This is a genomic window from Pseudomonas sp. CH61 (assembly GCF_059429415.1).
Genome location: NZ_CM182098.1, coordinates 5,441,102 through 5,460,849, shown reverse-complemented (window position 1 = coordinate 5,460,849; position 19,748 = coordinate 5,441,102). Strand labels below are relative to the sequence as shown.

At 60.2% G+C, this 19,748-nt stretch carries 15 protein-coding genes; 10 read left to right on the top strand and 5 right to left on the bottom strand.

Annotation, left to right across the window (positions count from 1 at the left end):
* The first annotated feature begins 1 nt into the window (after position 1).
* The 6 genes from AC5SEM_RS24595 to gcvP all read left to right on the top strand — a co-directional run bounded on the left by AC5SEM_RS24595 (position 2) and on the right by gcvP (position 9,208).
* Positions 2 to 1,219, top strand: a complete 1,218-nt coding sequence (locus AC5SEM_RS24595) for a 2-octaprenyl-3-methyl-6-methoxy-1,4-benzoquinol hydroxylase (protein ID WP_495473501.1) — start codon at positions 2 to 4, stop codon at positions 1,217 to 1,219.
* A gap of 221 nt (positions 1,220 to 1,440) precedes the next feature.
* Positions 1,441 to 2,445 (top strand): extracellular solute-binding protein, encoded by a 1,005-nt coding sequence (locus AC5SEM_RS24590; protein ID WP_077574973.1) that lies wholly within the window; start codon positions 1,441 to 1,443, stop codon positions 2,443 to 2,445.
* A 350-nt stretch (positions 2,446 to 2,795) separates the two neighbouring features.
* On the top strand, positions 2,796 to 4,412 hold the full coding sequence (locus tag AC5SEM_RS24585; RefSeq protein WP_495471465.1) for an ABC transporter permease: 1,617 nt from the start codon (positions 2,796 to 2,798) through the stop codon (positions 4,410 to 4,412).
* Positions 4,413 to 4,568: 156 nt separating this feature from the next.
* Positions 4,569 to 5,651 (top strand): glycine cleavage system aminomethyltransferase GcvT, encoded by a 1,083-nt coding sequence (gcvT, locus tag AC5SEM_RS24580; protein WP_077574971.1) that lies wholly within the window; start codon positions 4,569 to 4,571, stop codon positions 5,649 to 5,651.
* Positions 5,652 to 5,700: 49 nt separating this feature from the next.
* A complete protein-coding gene (gcvH, locus tag AC5SEM_RS24575; RefSeq protein WP_495471464.1) occupies positions 5,701 to 6,084 on the top strand; it encodes a glycine cleavage system protein GcvH in 384 nt (127 codons plus the stop codon).
* A gap of 250 nt (positions 6,085 to 6,334) precedes the next feature.
* On the top strand, positions 6,335 to 9,208 hold the full coding sequence (gene gcvP / locus AC5SEM_RS24570) for an aminomethyl-transferring glycine dehydrogenase (protein ID WP_495471463.1): 2,874 nt from the start codon (positions 6,335 to 6,337) through the stop codon (positions 9,206 to 9,208).
* A 189-nt stretch (positions 9,209 to 9,397) separates the two neighbouring features.
* Here gcvP and AC5SEM_RS24565 read toward each other — a convergent pair whose 3' ends face one another.
* The 3 genes from AC5SEM_RS24565 to AC5SEM_RS24555 form a co-directional block, all read right to left on the bottom strand.
* The gene (locus AC5SEM_RS24565) at positions 9,398 to 9,718 is read right to left on the bottom strand and encodes a DUF2388 domain-containing protein (RefSeq protein WP_171057234.1); all 321 of its coding nucleotides are present in this window, start codon (positions 9,716 to 9,718) and stop codon (positions 9,398 to 9,400) included.
* Between the two features lie 66 nt (positions 9,719 to 9,784).
* Positions 9,785 to 11,569, bottom strand: a complete 1,785-nt coding sequence (gene tfpB, locus AC5SEM_RS24560; RefSeq protein WP_495471462.1) for a type IV pilus assembly ATPase TfpB — start codon at positions 11,567 to 11,569, stop codon at positions 9,785 to 9,787.
* Positions 11,570 to 11,661: 92 nt separating this feature from the next.
* Positions 11,662 to 12,000: an ACT-like domain-containing protein gene (locus AC5SEM_RS24555; RefSeq protein WP_077574966.1), complete on the bottom strand. Its 339-nt coding sequence runs from the start codon at positions 11,998 to 12,000 to the stop codon at positions 11,662 to 11,664.
* Positions 12,001 to 12,126: 126 nt separating this feature from the next.
* Between AC5SEM_RS24555 and AC5SEM_RS24550 the strand changes: the two genes are divergently transcribed.
* Positions 12,127 to 12,591: an Lrp/AsnC family transcriptional regulator gene (locus tag AC5SEM_RS24550; protein ID WP_016983809.1), complete on the top strand. Its 465-nt coding sequence runs from the start codon at positions 12,127 to 12,129 to the stop codon at positions 12,589 to 12,591.
* 89 nt (positions 12,592 to 12,680) lie between these two features.
* Here the strand turns inward: AC5SEM_RS24550 and AC5SEM_RS24545 are convergent, their stop codons facing one another.
* Positions 12,681 to 14,051, bottom strand: coding sequence for a CYTH domain-containing protein (locus tag AC5SEM_RS24545; RefSeq protein WP_123593557.1), 1,371 nt, complete (start codon positions 14,049 to 14,051; stop codon positions 12,681 to 12,683).
* Positions 14,052 to 14,206: 155 nt separating this feature from the next.
* Between AC5SEM_RS24545 and argE the strand changes: the two genes are divergently transcribed.
* Both argE and argA read left to right on the top strand, forming a co-directional pair.
* Positions 14,207 to 15,361 (top strand): acetylornithine deacetylase, encoded by a 1,155-nt coding sequence (argE, locus tag AC5SEM_RS24540; RefSeq protein WP_123593558.1) that lies wholly within the window; start codon positions 14,207 to 14,209, stop codon positions 15,359 to 15,361.
* A 264-nt stretch (positions 15,362 to 15,625) separates the two neighbouring features.
* Positions 15,626 to 16,924, top strand: a complete 1,299-nt coding sequence (gene argA / locus AC5SEM_RS24535; protein ID WP_007913824.1) for an amino-acid N-acetyltransferase — start codon at positions 15,626 to 15,628, stop codon at positions 16,922 to 16,924.
* Positions 16,925 to 17,007: 83 nt separating this feature from the next.
* Here the strand turns inward: argA and tauA are convergent, their stop codons facing one another.
* Complete coding sequence (gene tauA, locus AC5SEM_RS24530) at positions 17,008 to 17,997, bottom strand: taurine ABC transporter substrate-binding protein (RefSeq protein WP_495471461.1); 990 nt, start codon at positions 17,995 to 17,997, stop codon at positions 17,008 to 17,010.
* A 364-nt stretch (positions 17,998 to 18,361) separates the two neighbouring features.
* On the opposite strand from tauA, the gene AC5SEM_RS24525 reads away from it, so the two are divergent.
* The gene (locus AC5SEM_RS24525; RefSeq protein ID WP_495471460.1) at positions 18,362 to 19,717 is read left to right on the top strand and encodes an OprD family porin; all 1,356 of its coding nucleotides are present in this window, start codon (positions 18,362 to 18,364) and stop codon (positions 19,715 to 19,717) included.
* Positions 19,718 to 19,748 lie beyond the last annotated feature (31 nt).

Below are 19,748 nucleotides of genomic sequence, written 5' to 3'. Positions count from 1 at the left end.
AATGCGCGCAGATCTGCTGATTGTCGGAGCCGGAATGGTCGGCAGCGCTTTGGCGTTGGCGTTGCAGGACAGCGGCCTCGAAGTCCTGCTGCTCGACGGCAGCCCGTTGAGCGTCAAACCCTTCGACGCCGAAGCCGCTTTTGAGCCGCGAGTGAGTGCCTTGTCGGCAGCCAGCCAGCGCATTCTTGAACGCCTCGGCGTGTGGGAAGGCATCGCCAAACGCCGCAGCAGTCCATACACCGACATGCACGTATGGGACGGCAGCGGCACCGGGCAGATTCATTTCTCGGCGAGCAGTGTGCACGCCGAGGTGCTGGGGCATATCGTCGAAAACCGTGTGGTGCAGGACGCCTTGCTCGACCGTCTGCACGATTGCGATCTGGGCATGCTGGCCAATGCGCGGCTGGAACAGATGCGCCGCTCTGGTGATGACTGGCTGCTGACGTTGGCTGACGGTCGGCAGTTGCGCGCGCCGCTGGTGATTGCCGCTGACGGTGCCAACTCGGCAGTGCGCCGTCTGACCGGTGTGGCGACGCGTGAGTGGGATTACCTGCATCACGCCATCGTTACCAGCGTGCGCAGCAGCAAACCGCACCAGATGACCGCGTGGCAGCGCTTTACCGATCACGGGCCGCTGGCGTTTTTGCCATTGGAACGTGACGGGCAGCAGGATTGGTGTTCGATCGTCTGGTCGACCACGCCGAGTGAGGCCGAACGCTTGATGGCGCTGGATGAGGCGGCTTTCTGCCGTGAGCTGGAGCGTGCCTTTGAAGGGCGACTCGGCGAAGTGATCAGTGCCGATCCACGACTGTGCGTGCCGCTGCGTCAGCGTCATGCCAAGCGTTACGTGGCAGAAGGGCTGGCGCTGATCGGCGATGCGGCGCACACCATTCACCCGTTGGCGGGGCAGGGGGTGAACCTTGGCTTCCTCGATGCGGCGGTGCTGGCGGAAGTGCTGTTGCAGGCGGCGGAGCGCGGTGAGCGTCTGGCGGATGTGAAGGTGTTGAGCCGTTACGAGCGTCGGCGCATGCCGCACAACCTCGCGTTGATGGCGGCGATGGAAGGGTTTGAGCGGTTGTTTCAGGCGGATCCGTTGCCGGTGCGTTGGTTGAGGAATGCCGGGTTGAAGCTGGTGGAGCAGATGCCCGAAGCGAAGGCGCTTTTTGTGCGTGAAGCACTCGGATTGACCGGTGATCTTCCGGCCCTCGCCAAGCCTTGATCTTTTCGTTGCTGCTGATGGCCTCATCGCGAGCAGGCTCACTCCTACAGGGGATCGCATTTCAAATGTAGGAGTGAGCCTGCTCGCGATGGCGCCCGTCCAGGCACCACAATTTTCAAACTGTGCAACATCTGGTAACTCCTTCAAAAAGAGTTCGATTGAGGTGGTAAATGTGAGTCCTTATCATTTGGCCCACATTTCCCGACCGAGAGACCACTCCCATGTTGGCACCCAAGCGTCTTCTGACCGCACTGGCCCTGACCCTGATCGGCAGCACAACGGCCCAGGCCGCTGATGAGGTGGTGGTTTACTCGTCGCGCATCGATGAACTGATCAAACCGGTCTTCGATGCCTACACCGCCAAGACCGGGGTGAAGATCAAGTTCATCACCGACAAGGAAGCGCCGCTGATGCAGCGCATCAAGGCCGAAGGTGAAAACGCCACCGCCGACCTGCTGCTCACCGTTGATGCCGGTAACCTCTGGCAAGCCGAGCAGATGGGCATCCTGCAGCCGTTCACTTCGAAAACCATCGACGCCAACATCCCGCTGCAATATCGCTCGTCCAGCCATGCCTGGACCGGCCTGAGCCTGCGTGCGCGGACCATCGCCTACTCCACCGAACGGGTGAAACCGGGCGAACTGACCACCTACGAAGCACTGGCCGACAAGAACTGGGAAGGGCGCCTGTGCCTGCGCACGGCGAAGAAGGTCTACAACCAGTCGCTGACTGCCACCATGATCGAAGTCCATGGCGCCGAAAAGACCGAGAAGATCCTCAAGGGCTGGGTCAACAATCTGTCCACCGATGTGTTCTCCGATGACGTCGCGGTGCTCGAAGCGATCAATGCCGGGCAGTGCGACGTTGGCATCGTCAACACGTACTACTACGGTCGCCTGCACAAGCAGAAGCCGGAGTTGCCGGTGAAATTGTTCTGGCCGAATCAGGCCGATCGTGGCGTGCATGTGAACCTGTCGGGCATTGGCCTGACCAAACATGCGCCGCACCCGGAAGCGGCCAAGGCTTTGGTTGAGTGGATGACCACGCCAGAGGCGCAGAAGATTTTCGCTGACGTGAATCAGGAGTTCCCGGCCAACCCGGCGGTGGCACCTTCGGAAGAGGTGGCGGCGTGGGGCAAGTTCATCGCAGACACCTTGCCGGTGGAAGTGGCGGGCAAGCGTCAGGCTGAGGCGATTCGGATGATGGATCGGGCGGGTTGGAATTGAGGCTTTTTCGATAGACTTGTCTGCTTCAAGATCGCTGCCCCTCACCCCAGCCCTCTCCCGGAGGGAGAGGGAGCCGATCTGTGTTGGATTCAAATACAGAGTTCGACTCAATGTTTCAGGTCGACGTAAATCGACGGAGCACCTCGGTCAGTCCCCTCCTCCTCTGGGAGAGGGAGTCGATCTATGTTGAATTCAAATCCTGAATTCGGCTCGATGTTTCAGGTCGGCGTAATTCCCATAAACTACGCGGTCAGTCCCCTCTCCCTCCGGGAGAGGGCTAGGGTGAGGGCAACAATTTCAACTTGAAACCCTAATCCCAAAAACACCCCCAATCCCCCAGAGACCCAAAAGTGGCCCACCCCGCCCAACGCCGCTGGTACCCCATCGTCTTCGCCATCGCCGCGCTGGTGCTGTTGCCCCTGAGCGTTCTGCTGCTGTCCTGGCAGACCATCGATCAGCAGATCTGGGCGCACCTGTGGGAAACCCAGATGCCGCGCCTGCTCGGCAACACCCTGACGCTGGTCGTAGGCGTCGGCGTCGGCGTAACGCTGCTCGGTGTCAGCCTGGCCTGGCTCACCAGCCTCTGCGAATTCCCCGGACGGCGCTGGCTCGACTGGGCGCTGATGCTGCCGTTCGCCATCCCCGCGTATGTGCTGGCCTTCGTTTTCGTCGGCCTGCTGGATTTCGCCGGCCCGGTGCAGACACTGCTCAGGGAATGGTTCGGCACCGGTCTGCGCCTGCCACGGGTGCGCTCCACCGGCGGGGTGATTATCGTGCTGGTGCTGGTCTTCTACCCGTACGTTTACCTGCTGGCGCGCACAGCGTTTCTCGCTCAGGGCAAAGGCTTGATGGAAGCCGCACGGGTGCTCGGTCAATCGCCGTGGCAAGCCTTCTGGCGGGTGGCGTTGCCGATGGCGCGTCCGGCCATCGGTGCGGGCGTGGCGCTGGCGCTGATGGAAACCCTGGCCGATTTCGGTGCAGTGTCGGTGTTCAACTTCGACACCTTCACCACCGCCATCTACAAAACCTGGTACGGCTTCTTCAGCCTGCCGAGCGCCGCGCAACTGGCCAGTCTGTTGCTGCTGGTGGTGATGTTGGTGCTCTACGGTGAACGTCGCGCGCGTGGCGCCAACCGGGCGAGCAACGAGCGGCCACGGGTCAAAGCCTTGTACCACTTGCGCGGATTCAAGGCTTTCGCAGCGATGAGCTGGTGCGGACTGGTGTTCGCTTGCGCCTTCGTCATTCCGATGCTGCAACTGGTTGTCTGGTTCTGGCAGCGCGGCCGTTTCGATCTGGATGAACGTTACGCCGGGCTGATCCTGCACACCTTGTATCTGGGCGGCATGGCCGCGTTGATTACCGTCAGCGTTGCTTTGTTGCTGGCGTTTGCCCGGCGCTTGGCACCCACGCAGGCGATCAACTCCGGGGTAGGTCTGGCCAATCTTGGCTACGCCTTGCCCGGTTCGGTGCTGGCGGTGTCGATCATGCTGGCGTTCAGTTATCTGGATCGCGAGCTGGTGATCCCGCTTTCAGGCTGGCTCGGCGGTGCGGGCAAACCGTTGTTGCTCGGCAGTCTGGCAGCGTTGTTGATGGCCTATCTGGTGCGCTTCATCGCAGTTGCTTACGGACCCTTGGAAAGCAGTCTGGCGCGTATACGGCCATCTTTGCCCGAAGCGGCACGTAGCCTGGGTGTCAGTGGGCCGCGACTGTTTTTCAAAGTGTATCTGCCGTTGTTACTGCCCGGCACGTTGAGCGCGGCGTTGCTGGTGTTCGTCGATGTGCTCAAGGAAATGCCCGCGACCCTGCTGATGCGCCCATTTGGCTGGGACACGCTGGCCGTACGCATCTTTGAAATGACCAGCGAAGGCGAATGGGCGCGTGCGTCGTTGCCAGCGCTGACCCTGGTTCTGGTCGGATTGTTACCGGTCATCGGCCTGATTCGCCGCTCTGCCCATCGAAACACTTAGTAGTGAGTCCTGAATCATGCGGCTACAATGCGCGGCATTCGGTGCGGTTCGTCTGACAGATCTTTTCGCTGAAATTGGCTGAAAGCCTTCTATTACAAGGCTTTCACGCTGTGCAGCGACTGTCCGCACCTTCGCCACGCCCGGAAGGAGAAACCCATGGGACAGCGTACGCCTCTGTATGACCTGCATCTCGCCCTCGGCGCGAAGATGGTCGATTTTGGCGGTTGGGACATGCCCCTGCATTACGGCTCGCAGGTCGAGGAGCACCACGAAGTGCGCCGCGATTGCGGGGTGTTCGATGTATCCCACATGACCGTGATCGATGTCACCGGCCCCCAGGCCAAAGCCTGGCTGCAGCATTTGCTGGCCAATGACGTCGACCGCCTGCACCGCCCCGGCCGTGCGTTGTACAGCACCATGCTCAATGAGCGCGGCGGCATCGTCGACGACATGATTGTCTACCGCCTCGACGACGCTTATCGACTGGTGTTCAACGCTTCCACCCGCGATCAGGATCTGGCCTGGATGAACGCGCAGCGCGGCGATTACGACGTGCAGCTGCACGAGCGCGCCGAACTGGCGATGCTCGCCATTCAAGGTCCACAGGCCCGGCACAAGATTGCCGAACTGGTGACCCAGTCGCGCGCCACGCTGATCCAGCACCTCAAACCCTTCGAAGGTTATACCGACGGTGACTGGTTTATCGCCCGTACCGGTTATACCGGTGAAGATGGTCTGGAAATCTGCCTGCCGGCCAGTCAGGCGCCGGGGTTCTTCAACGATCTGGTCGGCGCCGGCATTTCCCCGATCGGCCTCGGCGCCCGCGACACTCTGCGCGTTGAGGCCGGAATGAACCTCTACGGTCAGGACATTCATCAGGATGTTTCGCCGCTGGCGTCGAACATGGCCTGGAGCATTGCCTGGGAACCGGCCTCGCGCCAGTTCATCGGTCGCACTGCTCTGGAGGCGGAAAAAGCCGCCGGCGTTGCGCACAAACTGGTCGGCCTGGTGCTGGAAGAGCGCGGTGTTTTGCGCGCTCATCAAGTGGTTCGCATCGCCGATGTTGGCGAAGGGGAGATCACCAGTGGTAGTTTCTCTCCTACGCTAAGCAAATCGATTGCCCTGGCGCGTGTTCCGATGGCAACCGCCGACCGCGCCGAAGTGGAAATCCGTGGCAAGTGGTACCCGGTGCGAGTGGTCAAACCGACCTTCGTACGCCACGGCAAAACTTTGATCTAACCTTTTTCCGGCGGGCATGACCGCTGACCCAATTCCGAGGACACCGAAGATGAGCAATATCCCCGCTGAACTGCGTTTTGCCGAAAGTCATGAATGGGCACGTCTGGAAACCGACGGCACCGTCACCGTGGGCATCAGCGATCACGCGCAGGAAGCGCTGGGCGATGTGGTGTTCGTCGAGCTGACTGAAGTGGGCAAGGTGTTCGCCGCTGAAGATCAGGCTGGCGTCGTTGAATCGGTGAAAGCTGCTTCCGACATCTATTCGCCGATCAGCGGTGAAGTGATCGCAATCAACGAAGAGCTGGGTGGTTCGCCAGAGCTGTTGAACTCCGACCCGTACGGCGCGTGGATCTTCAAGCTCAAGCCAAGTGACAATGCTGAGCTGGACAAGCTGCTGGATGCAGCGGCGTACAAGGCCGCCATCGGAGAGTAAGCGTTAAGCAATACCCAAAGCCCCGACTCGTCGGGGCTTTTTCATGGGCGATACAAATCCCCTGTAGGAGTGAGCCTGCTCGCGATAGCGCTCTTTCAGACACATTAATGCTGACTGACACACCGCTATCGCGAGCAGGCTCACTCCTACAGGGGGACGCGGTGCACTGAAAATGGGTTGCCATGTGGGCTGCTATGCTGGTTTGACCGTGTTGCATTGACGCCGAGCGCCAGCCAAGAGAGAGCCCGTCATGTCCCAGTTGCCGTCCCTGAGCCAGTTACGCGATCCCGACGCTTTTCTGCGCCGCCACCTCGGTCCCGACATCGCCGAACAACAGGCGATGCTCGACAGTCTCGGCCTCGGTAGTCGAATCGAACTGATCGAGCAAACGGTGCCGCCAGGCATTCGCTTCAATCGCGCGCTCGACCTGCCACCGGCGCTGGATGAACAAGCAGCGCTGGCCAAACTGCGCGGTTATGCCGAACAGAATCAGGTCTGGACCAGCCTGATCGGCATGGGCTATCACGGCACGCTCACGCCGACCGTCATCCTGCGCAACGTCCTGGAAAATCCCGGCTGGTACACCGCGTACACGCCGTATCAACCGGAGATCGCCCAGGGCCGGCTCGAAGCGCTGCTGAATTTTCAGCAGTTGACCATCGACCTCACCGGCCTCGAGTTGGCCAACGCTTCGCTGCTCGATGAAGCCACGGCAGCGGCGGAAGCCATGGCGCTGGCCAAGCGTGTGGCGAAGTCGAAGAGCAACCTGTTTTTCGTCGATGAGAACTGTCATCCGCAAACCATTTCCGTGGTGCAGACCCGCGCCGAAGGCTTCGGTTTCGAGCTGATCATCGACGCTGTGGATAACTTGAAACAGCATCAGGTGTTTGGCGCGCTGCTGCAGTATCCCGACACTCACGGCGAGATCCGTGATCTGCGGCCGTTGATCGATCACTTGCATGCGCAGCAGGCCCTGGCGTGTGTGGCGACCGATTTGTTGAGCTTGCTGTTGCTGACACCGCCGGGCGAACTGGGCGCCGATGTGGTGTTCGGCTCGTCCCAGCGCTTTGGCGTACCGATGGGTTATGGCGGCCCCCATGCGGCGTTCTTTGCCAGTCGCGAGGAATACAAACGGGCGATTCCGGGGCGGATCATCGGTGTGTCGAAAGATGCCCGGGGCAACGTGGCGCTGCGCATGGCGTTGCAAACCCGCGAGCAACATATCCGCCGTGAGAAGGCCAATTCAAACATCTGCACGGCGCAGGTGCTGCTGGCCAACATCGCCAGTTTCTACGCGGTGTATCACGGCCCGGAAGGCTTGAGGCGTATCGCCCAGCGCGTGCATCGGTTGACCTGCATTCTGGCGGCCGGGCTTGAGCGCAAAGGCATCAGTCGGGTCAATGCGCAGTTCTTCGACACCCTGACGCTGGACGTCGGCGGTGCGCAAACCGCGATTATCGAAAGCGCTCAAGCCGCACAGATCAACCTGCGAATTCTTGGTCGCGGCCGTGTGGGGCTGAGTCTTGATGAGACATCCGATGAAAGCACGGTGGTCAAGCTGTTCGATGTATTGCTCGGCGCCGATCATGGATTGAACGTCGATGAACTTGACGCTGAAGCCCTGAGCTCGGGCATCCCCGACAACCTTCAGCGCAAAACCCCGTACCTGCGCCACCCGGTATTCAACGCTCATCACAGCGAAACCGAGATGCTGCGCTATCTCAAACAACTGGAGAACAAGGATCTCGCGCTCAACCAGTCGATGATCCCGCTGGGCTCCTGCACCATGAAACTCAACGCCACCAGCGAAATGATCCCGATTACCTGGCCGCAATTCGCCAATCTGCATCCGTTCGTGCCCCGCGAGCAGGCCGTCGGTTACACATTGATGATCGAGGAGCTGGAGCGCTGGCTGTGCGCAATCACCGGCTTCGATGCGATCTGTATGCAGCCCAACTCCGGCGCCCAAGGCGAGTACGCCGGGCTGCTGGCGATCCGCAAATATCATGAGAGCCGTCAGCAGGGTGCGCGGGATATCTGCCTGATTCCGTCCTCGGCCCACGGCACCAACCCGGCCTCGGCGCAGATGGCCGGGATGCGCGTGGTGATCGTCGAGTGCGACGAGGCAGGCAACGTCGACCTTGAGGATTTGAAAGCGAAAGCCGCCGAGGCTGGGGATAAGTTGTCGTGCCTGATGGCAACCTATCCGTCGACCCATGGTGTGTACGAGGAGGGCATCAGCGAGATCTGCGAAGTTATCCACAAACACGGCGGCCAGGTGTACATGGACGGCGCCAACCTCAACGCGCAGGTTGGGCTGGCGCGGCCGGCCGACATCGGCGCCGACGTCTCGCACATGAACCTGCACAAGACTTTCTGCATTCCCCATGGCGGCGGTGGGCCGGGCATGGGCCCGATCGGCATTCGTGCGCATCTGGCGCCGTTCGTCGCCAATCACCCGGTGGTGCCAATCGATGGGCCGTTGGCGCAGAACGGCGCCGTCAGCGCGGCGCCATGGGGCAGTGCAAGTATTCTGCCGATCAGTTGGATGTACATCGCCATGATGGGCCCGCAATTGGCGGACGCCAGCGAGGTGGCGATCCTGGCAGCGAATTACCTGGCGCAGCATTTATCCGGCGCGTTCCCGGTGTTGTACACCGGGCGCAACGGGCGCGTGGCTCATGAATGCATTCTGGATTTGCGGCCGTTGAAGGCGCAGACCGGGATCAGTGAGGAGGACGTCGCCAAGCGTCTGATGGATTACGGTTTCCATGCGCCGACCATGTCCTTCCCGGTGCCGGGAACCTTGATGGTCGAGCCGACCGAGAGTGAATCCAAGGCTGAACTGGACCGCTTTATCGGTGCAATGTTGAGCATTCGCGCAGAAATCACTGAGGTGCAGAACGGCAACTGGCCGGCCGAGGACAACCCGTTGAAACGAGCGCCGCATACCTTGGCGGATGTCACCGGAGTTTGGGAGCGGCCCTACAGCATCGAGCAGGGCATTACCCCGGATGTGCACACCAAGGCGCACAAGTATTGGCCGGCGGTGAATCGGGTCGACAATGTCTACGGCGATCGCAACCTGTTCTGCGCCTGCGTACCGGTGGATGATTACCGCTGAACTCTCTGGTGGCACACCGTCCCCCGTGGGAGCGAGCCTGCTCGCGAAAGCGGTGAATCAGTCACCGGAGAATTTGCTGATACACCGCTATCGCGAGCAGGCTCACTCCTACAAGGGATTGTGGTGATCCTGAAATCCGGGCAAAAAAATGCCGCTCGATTGAGCGGCATTTTTGCTTCGGCGAACGGCTTACTCGGAAGCCACGGCGTTCTTCGCCAGAATCGCATTCGCCAGTTCCATATCGGTCGCCTGCAGGCCCGGATTGTCGGCGCGGACTTTCTGCATCGCTGCTTCCAGATACGGCCCACGAATGCCGCCGTCACTGGCAACGAAGCTGCCGGCATCGTCCTGCGCGGCGATGATCAGCTTGTGATCCTTGAAGGTCAGATAGGTCGAACCGGTGGTGGCACCGGACGAGATGACGTTACGCCAAAAGCTGTCCGCCATGGCCGAACCAACGGGAAGGGACAGCAAGGCCAGAGTGGCGACAGCAAGTTTGAGACGCATGATGAGATGACTCCTGGGGGTTAACTGAGGCGTTGGATCGCCATTTCCCCGATCCGGTTCCGTGGCGGCTCATTTCTGCTCGCTCTGCGGCGTCACCCGCAGCACTTCCTCAACCGTCGTCAGTCCCGCCGCGACTTTCTGCGCGCCGGACAATCGCAAACTGCGCATGCCTTCCTTGAACGCCTGCCGGCGGATAGCCGTGAGATCGGCGTCGGGAGTGATGAACGCCTTAAGGCTGTCGCTCAGTTGCATGATTTCGTAGACCCCGGCGCGGCCGCGATAGCCGGTGTCGCGGCATTCCACGCAACCGATGGCGCGTTGCGCGTTGCTCGGCAACGGCGCTTGCCACGGGCGGGTCAGGGTTTGCCAGTCTTCTTCTTCGAGCGTCAGCGGCGCCTTGCAATGCGGACACAAGGTGCGCACCAAACGCTGGGCCATGACCCCGAGCACGGTGGCTTTGATCAGGTAGTGCGGAACGCCGAGTTCGAGCAGACGACTGATCGCGCTGGGCGCGTCGTTGGTGTGCAGGGTCGACAGCACCAAGTGTCCGGTGAGCGCCGCCTGAATCGCCATTTCAGCGGTTTCCAGATCGCGAATCTCGCCGATCATGATGATGTCCGGGTCCTGCCGCATCAGCGCACGCACCCCGGCGGCGAAGCTCAAGTCGATGTTGTGCTGCACCTGCATCTGGTTGAACGCCGGCTCGACCATTTCGATCGGGTCTTCGATGGTGCAGAGGTTGACCTCCGGCGTCGCCAGTTTTTTCAGCGTGGTGTACAGCGTGGTGGTCTTGCCCGAACCGGTCGGCCCGGTGACCAGAATGATGCCGTTGGGCTGGCGGGTCATGTCCTGCCAGCGGCGCAGGTCATCGGCGCTGAAACCCAACTGGTCGAAATCCTTGAGCAGCACTTCCGGGTCGAAAATCCGCATGACCATTTTTTCGCCGAACGCTGTAGGCAGGGTCGAAAGGCGCAGCTCGACTTCACCGCCGTCCGGGGTCTTGGTCTTGACCCGGCCGTCCTGGGGTTTGCGCTTCTCGGCGACGTTCATCCGCCCGAGGCTTTTAAGGCGACTGACAATTGCCATGGTCACCTGCGGCGGGAATTGATAAACGTTGTGCAGCACGCCGTCGATGCGAAAGCGCACGGTGCCTTGCTCGCGGCGCGGTTCGATATGGATATCACTGGCGCGCTGCTGAAAGGCGTACTGAAACAGCCAGTCAACGATGTTGACGATGTGCGCGTCGTTGGCGTCCGGCTCCTGATCGCTGGCGCCGAGGTTGAGCAGTTGTTCGAAATTGCCGAGGTTACCGCTCTGAGCGTCGGCATTGCTGGCGCCGCTGACCGATTTCGCCAGGCGGAAAAACTCGACACTGAAGCGCTGGATGTCCGCAGGGTTGGCCACCACCCGTTTGATTGGCAGCTTCAATACATGGGTGAGATCGGCCTCCCAGCCGGTGACATAAGGCTGGGCGCTGGCCACGGTGACCGAATCCCGGTCGACCGCCACGGCGAGAATCTTGTGCCGTTGTGCGAAGGCGTAGGACATCAATGGCGTGATCGCGGCGACGTTGATCTTTAGCGGATCGATACGCAAATACGGCTGGCCGGCCTGCTGCGCCAGCCACAGGGTCAGGCTCTCCAGGTCGAGGTGTTTGCCTGGACGGCTAAGGTCGTCGAGTTGCTGACTGGCGATGAATTCCAGCGGATGCATCTGGCCGTGGGCGGCGTGACGGCGACGGGCGTTCAGCGCCTGCTCCGCCGCGTCCTGGCCGATAAAGCCTTGGGCGACCAGTTCACGCAGCACCTCGTTGAGTTCCAGCCAGCGGTCCTGAGTGGCGAGTTGAACGGACATGCGGGCTTCCTTTTGAGCGACAGTGCGCAAAAGGATAGTCGTGGCCCCGCAGACCGTTGGGCCACTACCCGACGAAGCCGTTGCCGGATCTGTCAGCCAGCGGCTTGGGCGGGCGCATCCCAAGCGCTGTCGGCGTTTTGCAGATTGACCGAGCAGACGCTGATCAGGTTACGAAGTTTTTCCGCGATCACTTGCGCGCGATGCCAACTGAAACCGCCCATGACAATGTCGATCGACATCAAGTCATCCATGCGCTGCACGTTGACCTGCTCGGGTGTGAGGAACTGCAACGCGAACAGGTTGAGCACCCGCACCAGCAAGTCCGGCTCAGCCTCTGCGAGGATCTGATACTGCGCCAGGCAATGGGCGTTGCTGACGTTCCAGACATCGGCGCGGGTTGGCGGGGTGGTGACGGCTTCGAGGTGCGGCATGGCGAGTCTCCAAAATTTCTGGAGGAATTTTTACATTCGTCGCGGGGTATTTCTTGGCTATGATCGGCGTTAATGACGGTTGATCGAAAAGATCAATTCGCGGAAATACGTAATCGAGGTTTTTCTATGCACAGTGAGCTGGACAGCTACGACCGCAAGATTCTCGCCTTGCTGCAAGAGGACGCTTCACTGTCCAGCGCGCAGATCGCCGAGCAGGTGGGCTTGTCCCAGTCGCCGTGCTGGCGGCGGATTCAGCGGATGAAGGAGGAGGGCATCATTCGTGGTCAGGTGACCTTGCTCGATCGCAAGAAGATTGGCCTGAACACCCAGATCTTTGCCGAGATCAAACTCAACGCGCACGGGCGTTCGAACTTCACCGAGTTCACCGAGGCGATTCGCGGCTTTCCGGAAGTGCTGGAGTGTTATGTGCTGATGGGCGCGGTGGATTTTTTGCTGCGGATTGTCGCGGCGGACATCGAGGCGTATGAGCGGTTCTTTTTCGAGAAACTGTCGCTGGTGCCGGGGATTCAGGAAGTGAATTCGATTGTGGCGCTGTCGGAGATCAAATCCACCACCAGCCTGCCGGTTTGAGGTAAGGCGGCTGGCCTCTTCGCGAGCAGGCTCGCTCCCACAGGGGATTGCATTCCAATGTGGGAGCGAGCCTGCTCGCGAAAGCGGTATTACATGCGCAGGAGCATTTTCCACGCGCGATTCTGGTAAACCGCAATCGCCTGCTGCTTGCGTGCATCGAGCAGTTCGTCGGTGATCGTCGGCTCGTTGGCCAGTTGCGCCAGTTTGTTCAGTTCGCCGTACAGGCGATCCATTTCCGGGATTTCCAGCACGTTGCGGGCGTGGTGCAGCCAGACCTGAATGCGCTCGATACGCGGCAGTTGCTCAGCCAGATCTTCCGGCTGCTGCTGATAACGCTGCAATTGCAGGGCCGTCGCTTCTTCGCCCAAGGTACGCGGCAGCCAGCTGTGCAACTGCGCGCCGCCCTGACGATTGCCACGCACATTGCGCTCGGCGGTCCAGGTGCGAGCCAGCAACCAACGCGAAGTGTTCAGCGAGAACGAGCCCCAGCGCGGGTCTTCGAGTTCTTCGAGGAACTGCTCCGGTGCGGCTTTGCGCACGTCTTCGTCTTCGATACCGGCCTGCACCAGCGGGCGCCAGTCTTCCAGCAACGCATCCAGGGCAACGCGCAAGTCGTGAGTCGACTGACGCGGCGCGGCCTGGCCGAGGCTGCTGAGCAGGGCGCGCATTTCTGCAAGGTTCTCGACCCAGTCGAGCAACAGGCGCCAGTGGCCGTTGAAGCGATATTGTTCAGCCAGACGCTGGCTGCTGCCGAGCAAATGCCAGCTCAGCGCGGCGAAGGCGTCGTCGAGTTGGGTTTCCGCGGTCAGCTCCGGTGCCGGCAGGCTCAGCGAGTAGCTGTTGGCGTCGTACAGACGATAACCGCGTTCGGCCTTGCTGATGTCGCACGGCATCAGCGCCAGGGTTTCCGCCAGTTCGGCAGCCAGTTCCAGCAGCGCGGCAGGCTCGCCTTCGCGCAGTTCCAGTTCCAGCTCGCAGATTTCTTCTTTCTGCTTGCCGACTACCACGTGACCGAGGTCCAGCGCGGCTTCGATAACCACTTTGGATTTGCCACGGCCCCAGGCGATTTCCGCACGTTCGCGGACGAAATCGGTGGTGAAGATCGGCTTGAGGGTTTTCTTGTCCAGCTCGGCCAGCGACTCGGGCCAGCATTCGCCGTCGAGTTTCTTCACGTCGAGCTTGGCTTTCGGCAACGTCCAGTCGTACTCGTTACGCTCGGACAGACCGGCGACACTCTGGCCACGGGTCTTGAGGGTCTGAATCACTTCGTCACCGTCCTTGCGCAGGCGCAGGGCAACTTTGGCCTGGGCCAGATCGCGCTCGGGGGTGTCGAAGTACTGGTTCATCAACTCACGGCGTTCCCAGCCACTTTTGTTGCGTTTTTTCAGTAACGGGTGCTCGCGCAGGGCGGCGAGGGTTTCGCGGCTGACGCGGAGTTTGATTTCGGTTTCTTTCTGCATGGCCGGAAAATCCAGGATCGGGAGCGCAGCCGGGGAATATGTGGCTGCCAAGGCCGTGCAGTGTACAGGACTGATTCGTCCTACGCCCTGCGGCGGTTTATTCCTGACGCCGGATGGTTCTATGATGGACCTCAAATCGGGAGTTGGAGTCAGCAATGCCTTTGCCGTCCATGCAAGACCAGTTCGCTGCGCTGATCGCCGCGCCATCGGTCAGCTGCACCCAACCAAACCTCGATCAGTCCAACCGCGCGGTGATCGATTTGCTCGCCGGCTGGCTGGGTGACCTGGGTTTCAGCTGCGATATCCAGCAGGTCAGCCCCGGCAAATTCAACCTGCTCGCCAGTTTCGGCAGCGGCCCCGGCGGGCTGGTGCTGGCCGGGCACAGCGACACGGTGCCGTACGACGATGCGTTGTGGCAGACCGATCCGCTGAAGCTAACTGAAGTCGATGGCCGCTGGGTCGGGTTGGGCAGTTGCGACATGAAAGGTTTCTTCGCGCTGATCATCGAAGCGGTGTTGCCGCTGCTCGATCAGCCGTTCAAGCAGCCGCTGTTGATCCTCGCCACCTGCGATGAAGAAAGCTCGATGTCCGGCGCCCGTGCGCTGGCCGAGGCCGGACGTCCGCTGGGCCGCGCGGCGGTAATTGGCGAGCCGACCGGCCTCAAACCGATCCGCATGCACAAAGGCATCATGATGGAGCGCATCGACATCCTCGGGCAGAGCGGCCATTCGTCGGATCCGCGCCTGGGCCACAGTGCCCTCGAAGCGATGCACGATGCGATCGGCGAACTGCGCGGCCTGCGCCTGTTGTGGCAACGTGAATTCAACAACCCGCAGTTCAGCGTGCCGCAGCCGACGATGAACTTTGGCTGCATTCATGGTGGCGACAATCCCAACCGTATCTGCGGTCAGTGTTCGCTGGAGTTTGATCTGCGACCGCTGCCAGGCATGGACCCGAAAGTCCTGCGCGCAGAGATCCTGCGCAAGCTCAACCCGGTCGCCGAGCGGCATCAGGTCAAGATCGACTACAAGCCATTGTTCCCGGAAGTGCCGTCGTTCGAGCAGGCCGAAGACGCCGAACTGGTGCGCATCGCCGAAAAGCTCACCGGTCATAGCGCCGAAGCAGTAGCGTTTGGCACCGAAGCGCCTTATCTTCAGCGCCTTGGCTGCGAAACCATCGTGCTTGGCCCCGGTGACATTGCCTGTGCACATCAGCCCGGCGAGTACCTTGAAATGTCACGTTTGCAGCCTACCGTGCATCTATTACGGCAACTGATTGAACATTACTGCCTGACTGCTGACGAACGATGATCCATCCCTGTGGGAGCGAGTCTGCTCGCGAAAGCGCCAGTTCAGACACCTCGATGTCGACAGATACAGCGCTTTCGCGAGCAGGCTCGCTCCTACAGGGATTGTGTTTTGCCTGATCAAACGCTGTAAATTGCCAGCATCCCAACCCGTATTCATGAGGAGAGCGCGCGTGTCGCCAAGCCTGTTCCGACGATAACCATCAGCCCGCTGTGCGTTTTCCGTTTCGCCCCTTTTTAGGCTGCTATTTATTACAGGCCCAGGTTCATGCCCGAATACGTCAATTGGCTTCGTCACGCGTCCCCTTACATCAATGCCCACCGCGACTGCACCTTCGTCGTCATGCTGCCCGGCGACGGCGTCGAGCATCCGAATTTCGGCAACATCGTTCACGACATCGTCCTGCTGCACAGCCTTGGCGTGCGTCTGGTGTTGGTACACGGTTCGCGCCCGCAAATCGAAACCCGCCTCGCCGCGCGTGGCCTGACCCCGCATTACCACCACGGCATGCGCATCACCGATGCCGCGACCCTGGAATGTGTGATCGACGCCGTTGGCCAGTTGCGCATTGCCATCGAAGCGCGTTTGTCGATGGACATGGCTTCGTCGCCGATGCAGGGCTCGCGTTTGCGCGTGGCCAGCGGCAACCTCGTCACCGCACGGCCGATCGGCGTGCTGGAAGGCGTCGACTATCACCACACCGGCGAAGTGCGCCGGGTCGACCGCAAAGGCATCAATCGCTTGCTGGATGAGCGTTCGATCGTTCTGCTGTCGCCGCTGGGCTACTCGCCGACCGGGGAAATCTTCAACCTCGCCTGCGAAGACGTCGCCACCCGCGCCGCCATCGACCTGGGCGCAGACAAACTGCTGCTGTTCGGCGCCGACCTCGGCCTGATCGATGAGAACGGCAAGCTGGTGCGTGAGTTGCGTCCACAGCAAGTGCCGGCACATTTGCAGCGCCTTGGCAGCAACTATCAGGCGGAACTGCTGGATGCTGCCGCCGAGGCTTGCCGTGGCGGCGTGGCGCGCAGTCATATCGTCAGTTATGCCGAAGACGGCGCGCTGCTGACCGAGCTGTTCACCCGTGACGGTGGCGGTACTTTGGTCGCGCAGGAGCAATTCGAACTGGTCCGCGAGGCGGCGATTGAAGACGTTGGCGGCTTGCTCGACTTGATCAGTCCGCTGGAAGAGCAGGGGATTCTGGTGCGGCGTTCGCGCGAAGTGCTGGAGCGCGAGATCGAGCAGTTCAGCGTGGTCGAGCGTGAAGGCATGATCATCGCCTGTGCGGCGCTGTATCAGATCGCCGATTCCGATGCCGGTGAACTGGCGTGCCTGGCGGTGAATCCGGAGTACCGCCATGGCGGTCGCGGTGATGAACTGTTGGAGCGCATCGAAACCCGCGCACGAGCTCAGGGTTTGAAAACCTTGTTCGTCCTCACTACGCGTACTGCGCACTGGTTCCGCGAGCGTGGTTTCGAACCGAGCAGCGTTGAACGCCTGCCAGCGGCGAGGGCGTCGCTGTACAACTTCCAGCGCAATTCGAAAATCTTCGAAAAGACCCTATAAACCTCGTCGCTCCATTCGCGAGCAGGCTCGCTCCCACAGGAAAATGCATTCCAAAGTGTGGGAGCGAGCCTGCTCGCGAAGCTTTATTGCGCCACGAATTTCGCGCTGACGTACGGCGAGTAGTCCGGCAGCACCGTTTCAACCTTGCCCTGTTCCTTCAAAAACTTCGCCGTCTCGCCAATCGCCTTCGCCGTGCCGGCCCCCAGCAGCGCTGTGGTTTGCTGCGCCTTGGCGTCCGGGAACGCTGAACCTGCGAGCAATTCCGGTACATCAGCGGCATTGGCACCGGTCAGTTTGGCGATTTTCTGTACAGGCTCGGAGTCGGCTGTCCAGCTGTCCTTATGGCTGGCGTAATCGGCAAACGCGTCTAGAGTGACCTTGGCAAATTTGGCCACGACCTCAGGATGCTTCTCGGCGAAGTCTTTACGGGCGACCCACACCTCAAAGGTCGGCGCACCCCACTGACCGACCTGCGCGGCATCGGTCAGGGTCTTGCCGGTCTTGCGGATTTCACCCAGCGCCGGCGACCAGACAAAAGCACCATCGATGTCGCCGCGTTTCCACGCAGCGGCGATTTCTGCGGGTTGCAGGTTCACCACTTTGACTTTCGAGGCGTCCAGGCCCCAGTGCTTGAGGGCGCCGAGCAGGCTGTAGTGTGAGGTCGAAACGAAAGGTGTGGCGATGGTTTTACCGACCAGGTCCTGGGGTGTGTTGATACCGCTGCCATTGCGCACTACCAGCGCTTCGGCGGCATTGATCTGCGCCGAAACGATGAACGCCACAATCGGCAGATTGCGCGAAGCGGCGGCCGCCAACGGGCTGGAGCCGAGGTTGCCGATCTGCACGTCACCCGAAGCAATGGCTGTCACAACTTCCGGGCCACTGTTGAAGCGACGCCAGTCGATTTTCTCGCCGATGGTTTTCTCGTAGACGCCGTCGGCTTGCGGGACTTTGCTTGGGTCGATACCGGTTTGATAGCCGACGGTGAGGTTGGCGGCATGGGCCGAAAAAGAAATAAGTGCTGACACACAAACTGTAACAAATTGACTAGATAGTGCGCGTTTGGCCATCATGGCGTCGCCTTTTCGATAGGGTTTGACGAATTGCGGTTGCGCCAAAGCTAATCGATATAAAAAAAGGCTAACAGATACCATTTAGGAATGAGCTTAGTCGCCGATACGCTGTTTCCCGGCGGAGGTGGCACGATACTGGCCATATTCCGAAATGATATGAAAAAGAATGAATAAATTCTTTTTGGGTTTATCAGGAAATCTTTACTCTGCACGGACCAAATCACTGCGATTAGACCTTGGTCGTAGACATGAAAGGTTACGATTGACTTGTCAGTCACGGTCTGGCGCTAATCGCGCATCTTAGGACTCAGGGCATCAGACCCCGGGCCAGGAACACAAGAATTAGAAACGAGAGGAGCTTTACATGAACAAGTCCACCTTGGCCCTGGCTGTGGCCGTAGGGGTTATGGCGCAGCAGGCAGGCGCCGCCGGTTTCATCGAAGACAGCAAAGCTACTTTGGGGCTGCGTAACTTCTACATCAACACTGACAACCGTAGCGGAACAAACGAACCAAGCCGCAACGAAGAGTGGGGCCAAGGCTTCGATCTGCGTTTCATTTCCGGCTATACCCAAGGCACCGTTGGTTTTGGTATCGACGCCATCGGCCTGCTGGGCGTACGTCTGGATTCGGGCGGCGGCACCAACGGTAACGTTACCGCTGCTGGCAAACCTGGTCCTGCTTACGGCGGCACTGTTTTCCCAAGCGAATCCAATGGCCAAGCGGTCGATAACTTCTCAAGCCTGGGCCTGACTGCCAAAGCCAAGATCTCCCAGACTGAGCTGAAGCTGGGTACTCTGCAGCCGAAGAACCCGGTTATCGTGACCAACGACGGTCGTCTGCTGCCACAGACCTGGCAGGGTGGCCAGATCACTTCCGGCGATATCAAGGACCTGACCCTGGTCGGTGGTCAGATCGAGCACGCCAAAGGCCGTAACTCCAGCAACAATGAACAGCTGTCTATCAACGGCGCGGCACCGCGTACCGTTAACAGCAACAAGTTCATCTACGCCGGTGGTGACTACAAAATCACCAAAGACCTGACTGCCCAGTACTACTACGGCAACCTGGAAGATTTCTACAAGCAACACTTCCTGGGTCTGGTTCACAACTGGGCAATCGGCCCGGGCGTGCTGAAGTCTGACTTCCGTTACTTCAACAGCTCCGACGACGGTGCCAACGGCAACACCCCTGCTTACTTCAGCAGCGGTAACTATTCCGGTGTTGCCAGCGGTCGCGGTAAAGTCGACAACAACCTGTACAGTGGCCTGTTCCTGTACACCGTTGCTGGTCACACCTTCGGTGGTGGCTACCAGGTTTCCAACGGCAGCAGTGACTTCCCTTGGCTGAACCAGGGCGACGGTTCGTCGAACTACACCATCACTGACATGCAGATCCAGAAGTTCGGCCGTGCCGGCGAGCGTACCTGGCAAGCTCGCTACTCGTATGACTTCGCCAAAGTCGGCGTACCAGGCCTGACCGCTGGTATGGTTTACCTGCGTGGCGACAACATCGACACCGTTACTTCCCGCGGTCTTGAAAACGGTAATGGCGACTCCGAGTGGGAACGTGACCTGACTGTCGGTTACGTCGTACCGGAAGGCCCGCTGAAAAACGTTGGCTTCATGTGGAAAAACGCTACCTGGCGTACCAACATCGCTGGCGTTCGCGACCAGGACGAAAACCGCCTGATCCTCAGCTACTCGATCCCGCTGCTGTAATAGCGCGTTTCGATTCGTTGATGTAAAAAAA

Excerpts from the sequence above, each read along its gene's own strand:
- AC5SEM_RS24595 (WP_495473501.1), top strand. The coding sequence starts at position 2 with ATGCGCGCAGATCTGCTGATTGTCGGAGCCGGAATGGTCGGCAGCGCT.
- AC5SEM_RS24590 (WP_077574973.1), top strand. The coding sequence starts at position 1,441 with ATGTTGGCACCCAAGCGTCTTCTGACCGCACTGGCCCTGACCCTGATC.
- gcvT (WP_077574971.1), top strand. The coding sequence starts at position 4,569 with ATGGGACAGCGTACGCCTCTGTATGACCTGCATCTCGCCCTCGGCGCG.
- gcvH (WP_495471464.1), top strand. The coding sequence starts at position 5,701 with ATGAGCAATATCCCCGCTGAACTGCGTTTTGCCGAAAGTCATGAATGG.
- gcvP (WP_495471463.1), top strand. The coding sequence starts at position 6,335 with ATGTCCCAGTTGCCGTCCCTGAGCCAGTTACGCGATCCCGACGCTTTT.
- tfpB (WP_495471462.1), bottom strand. The coding sequence starts at position 11,569 with ATGTCCGTTCAACTCGCCACTCAGGACCGCTGGCTGGAACTCAACGAG.
- AC5SEM_RS24555 (WP_077574966.1), bottom strand. The coding sequence starts at position 12,000 with ATGCCGCACCTCGAAGCCGTCACCACCCCGCCAACCCGCGCCGATGTC.
- AC5SEM_RS24550 (WP_016983809.1), top strand. The coding sequence starts at position 12,127 with ATGCACAGTGAGCTGGACAGCTACGACCGCAAGATTCTCGCCTTGCTG.
- AC5SEM_RS24545 (WP_123593557.1), bottom strand. The coding sequence starts at position 14,051 with ATGCAGAAAGAAACCGAAATCAAACTCCGCGTCAGCCGCGAAACCCTC.
- argE (WP_123593558.1), top strand. The coding sequence starts at position 14,207 with ATGCCTTTGCCGTCCATGCAAGACCAGTTCGCTGCGCTGATCGCCGCG.
- argA (WP_007913824.1), top strand. The coding sequence starts at position 15,626 with ATGCCCGAATACGTCAATTGGCTTCGTCACGCGTCCCCTTACATCAAT.
- tauA (WP_495471461.1), bottom strand. The coding sequence starts at position 17,997 with ATGATGGCCAAACGCGCACTATCTAGTCAATTTGTTACAGTTTGTGTG.
- AC5SEM_RS24525 (WP_495471460.1), top strand. The coding sequence starts at position 18,362 with ATGAACAAGTCCACCTTGGCCCTGGCTGTGGCCGTAGGGGTTATGGCG.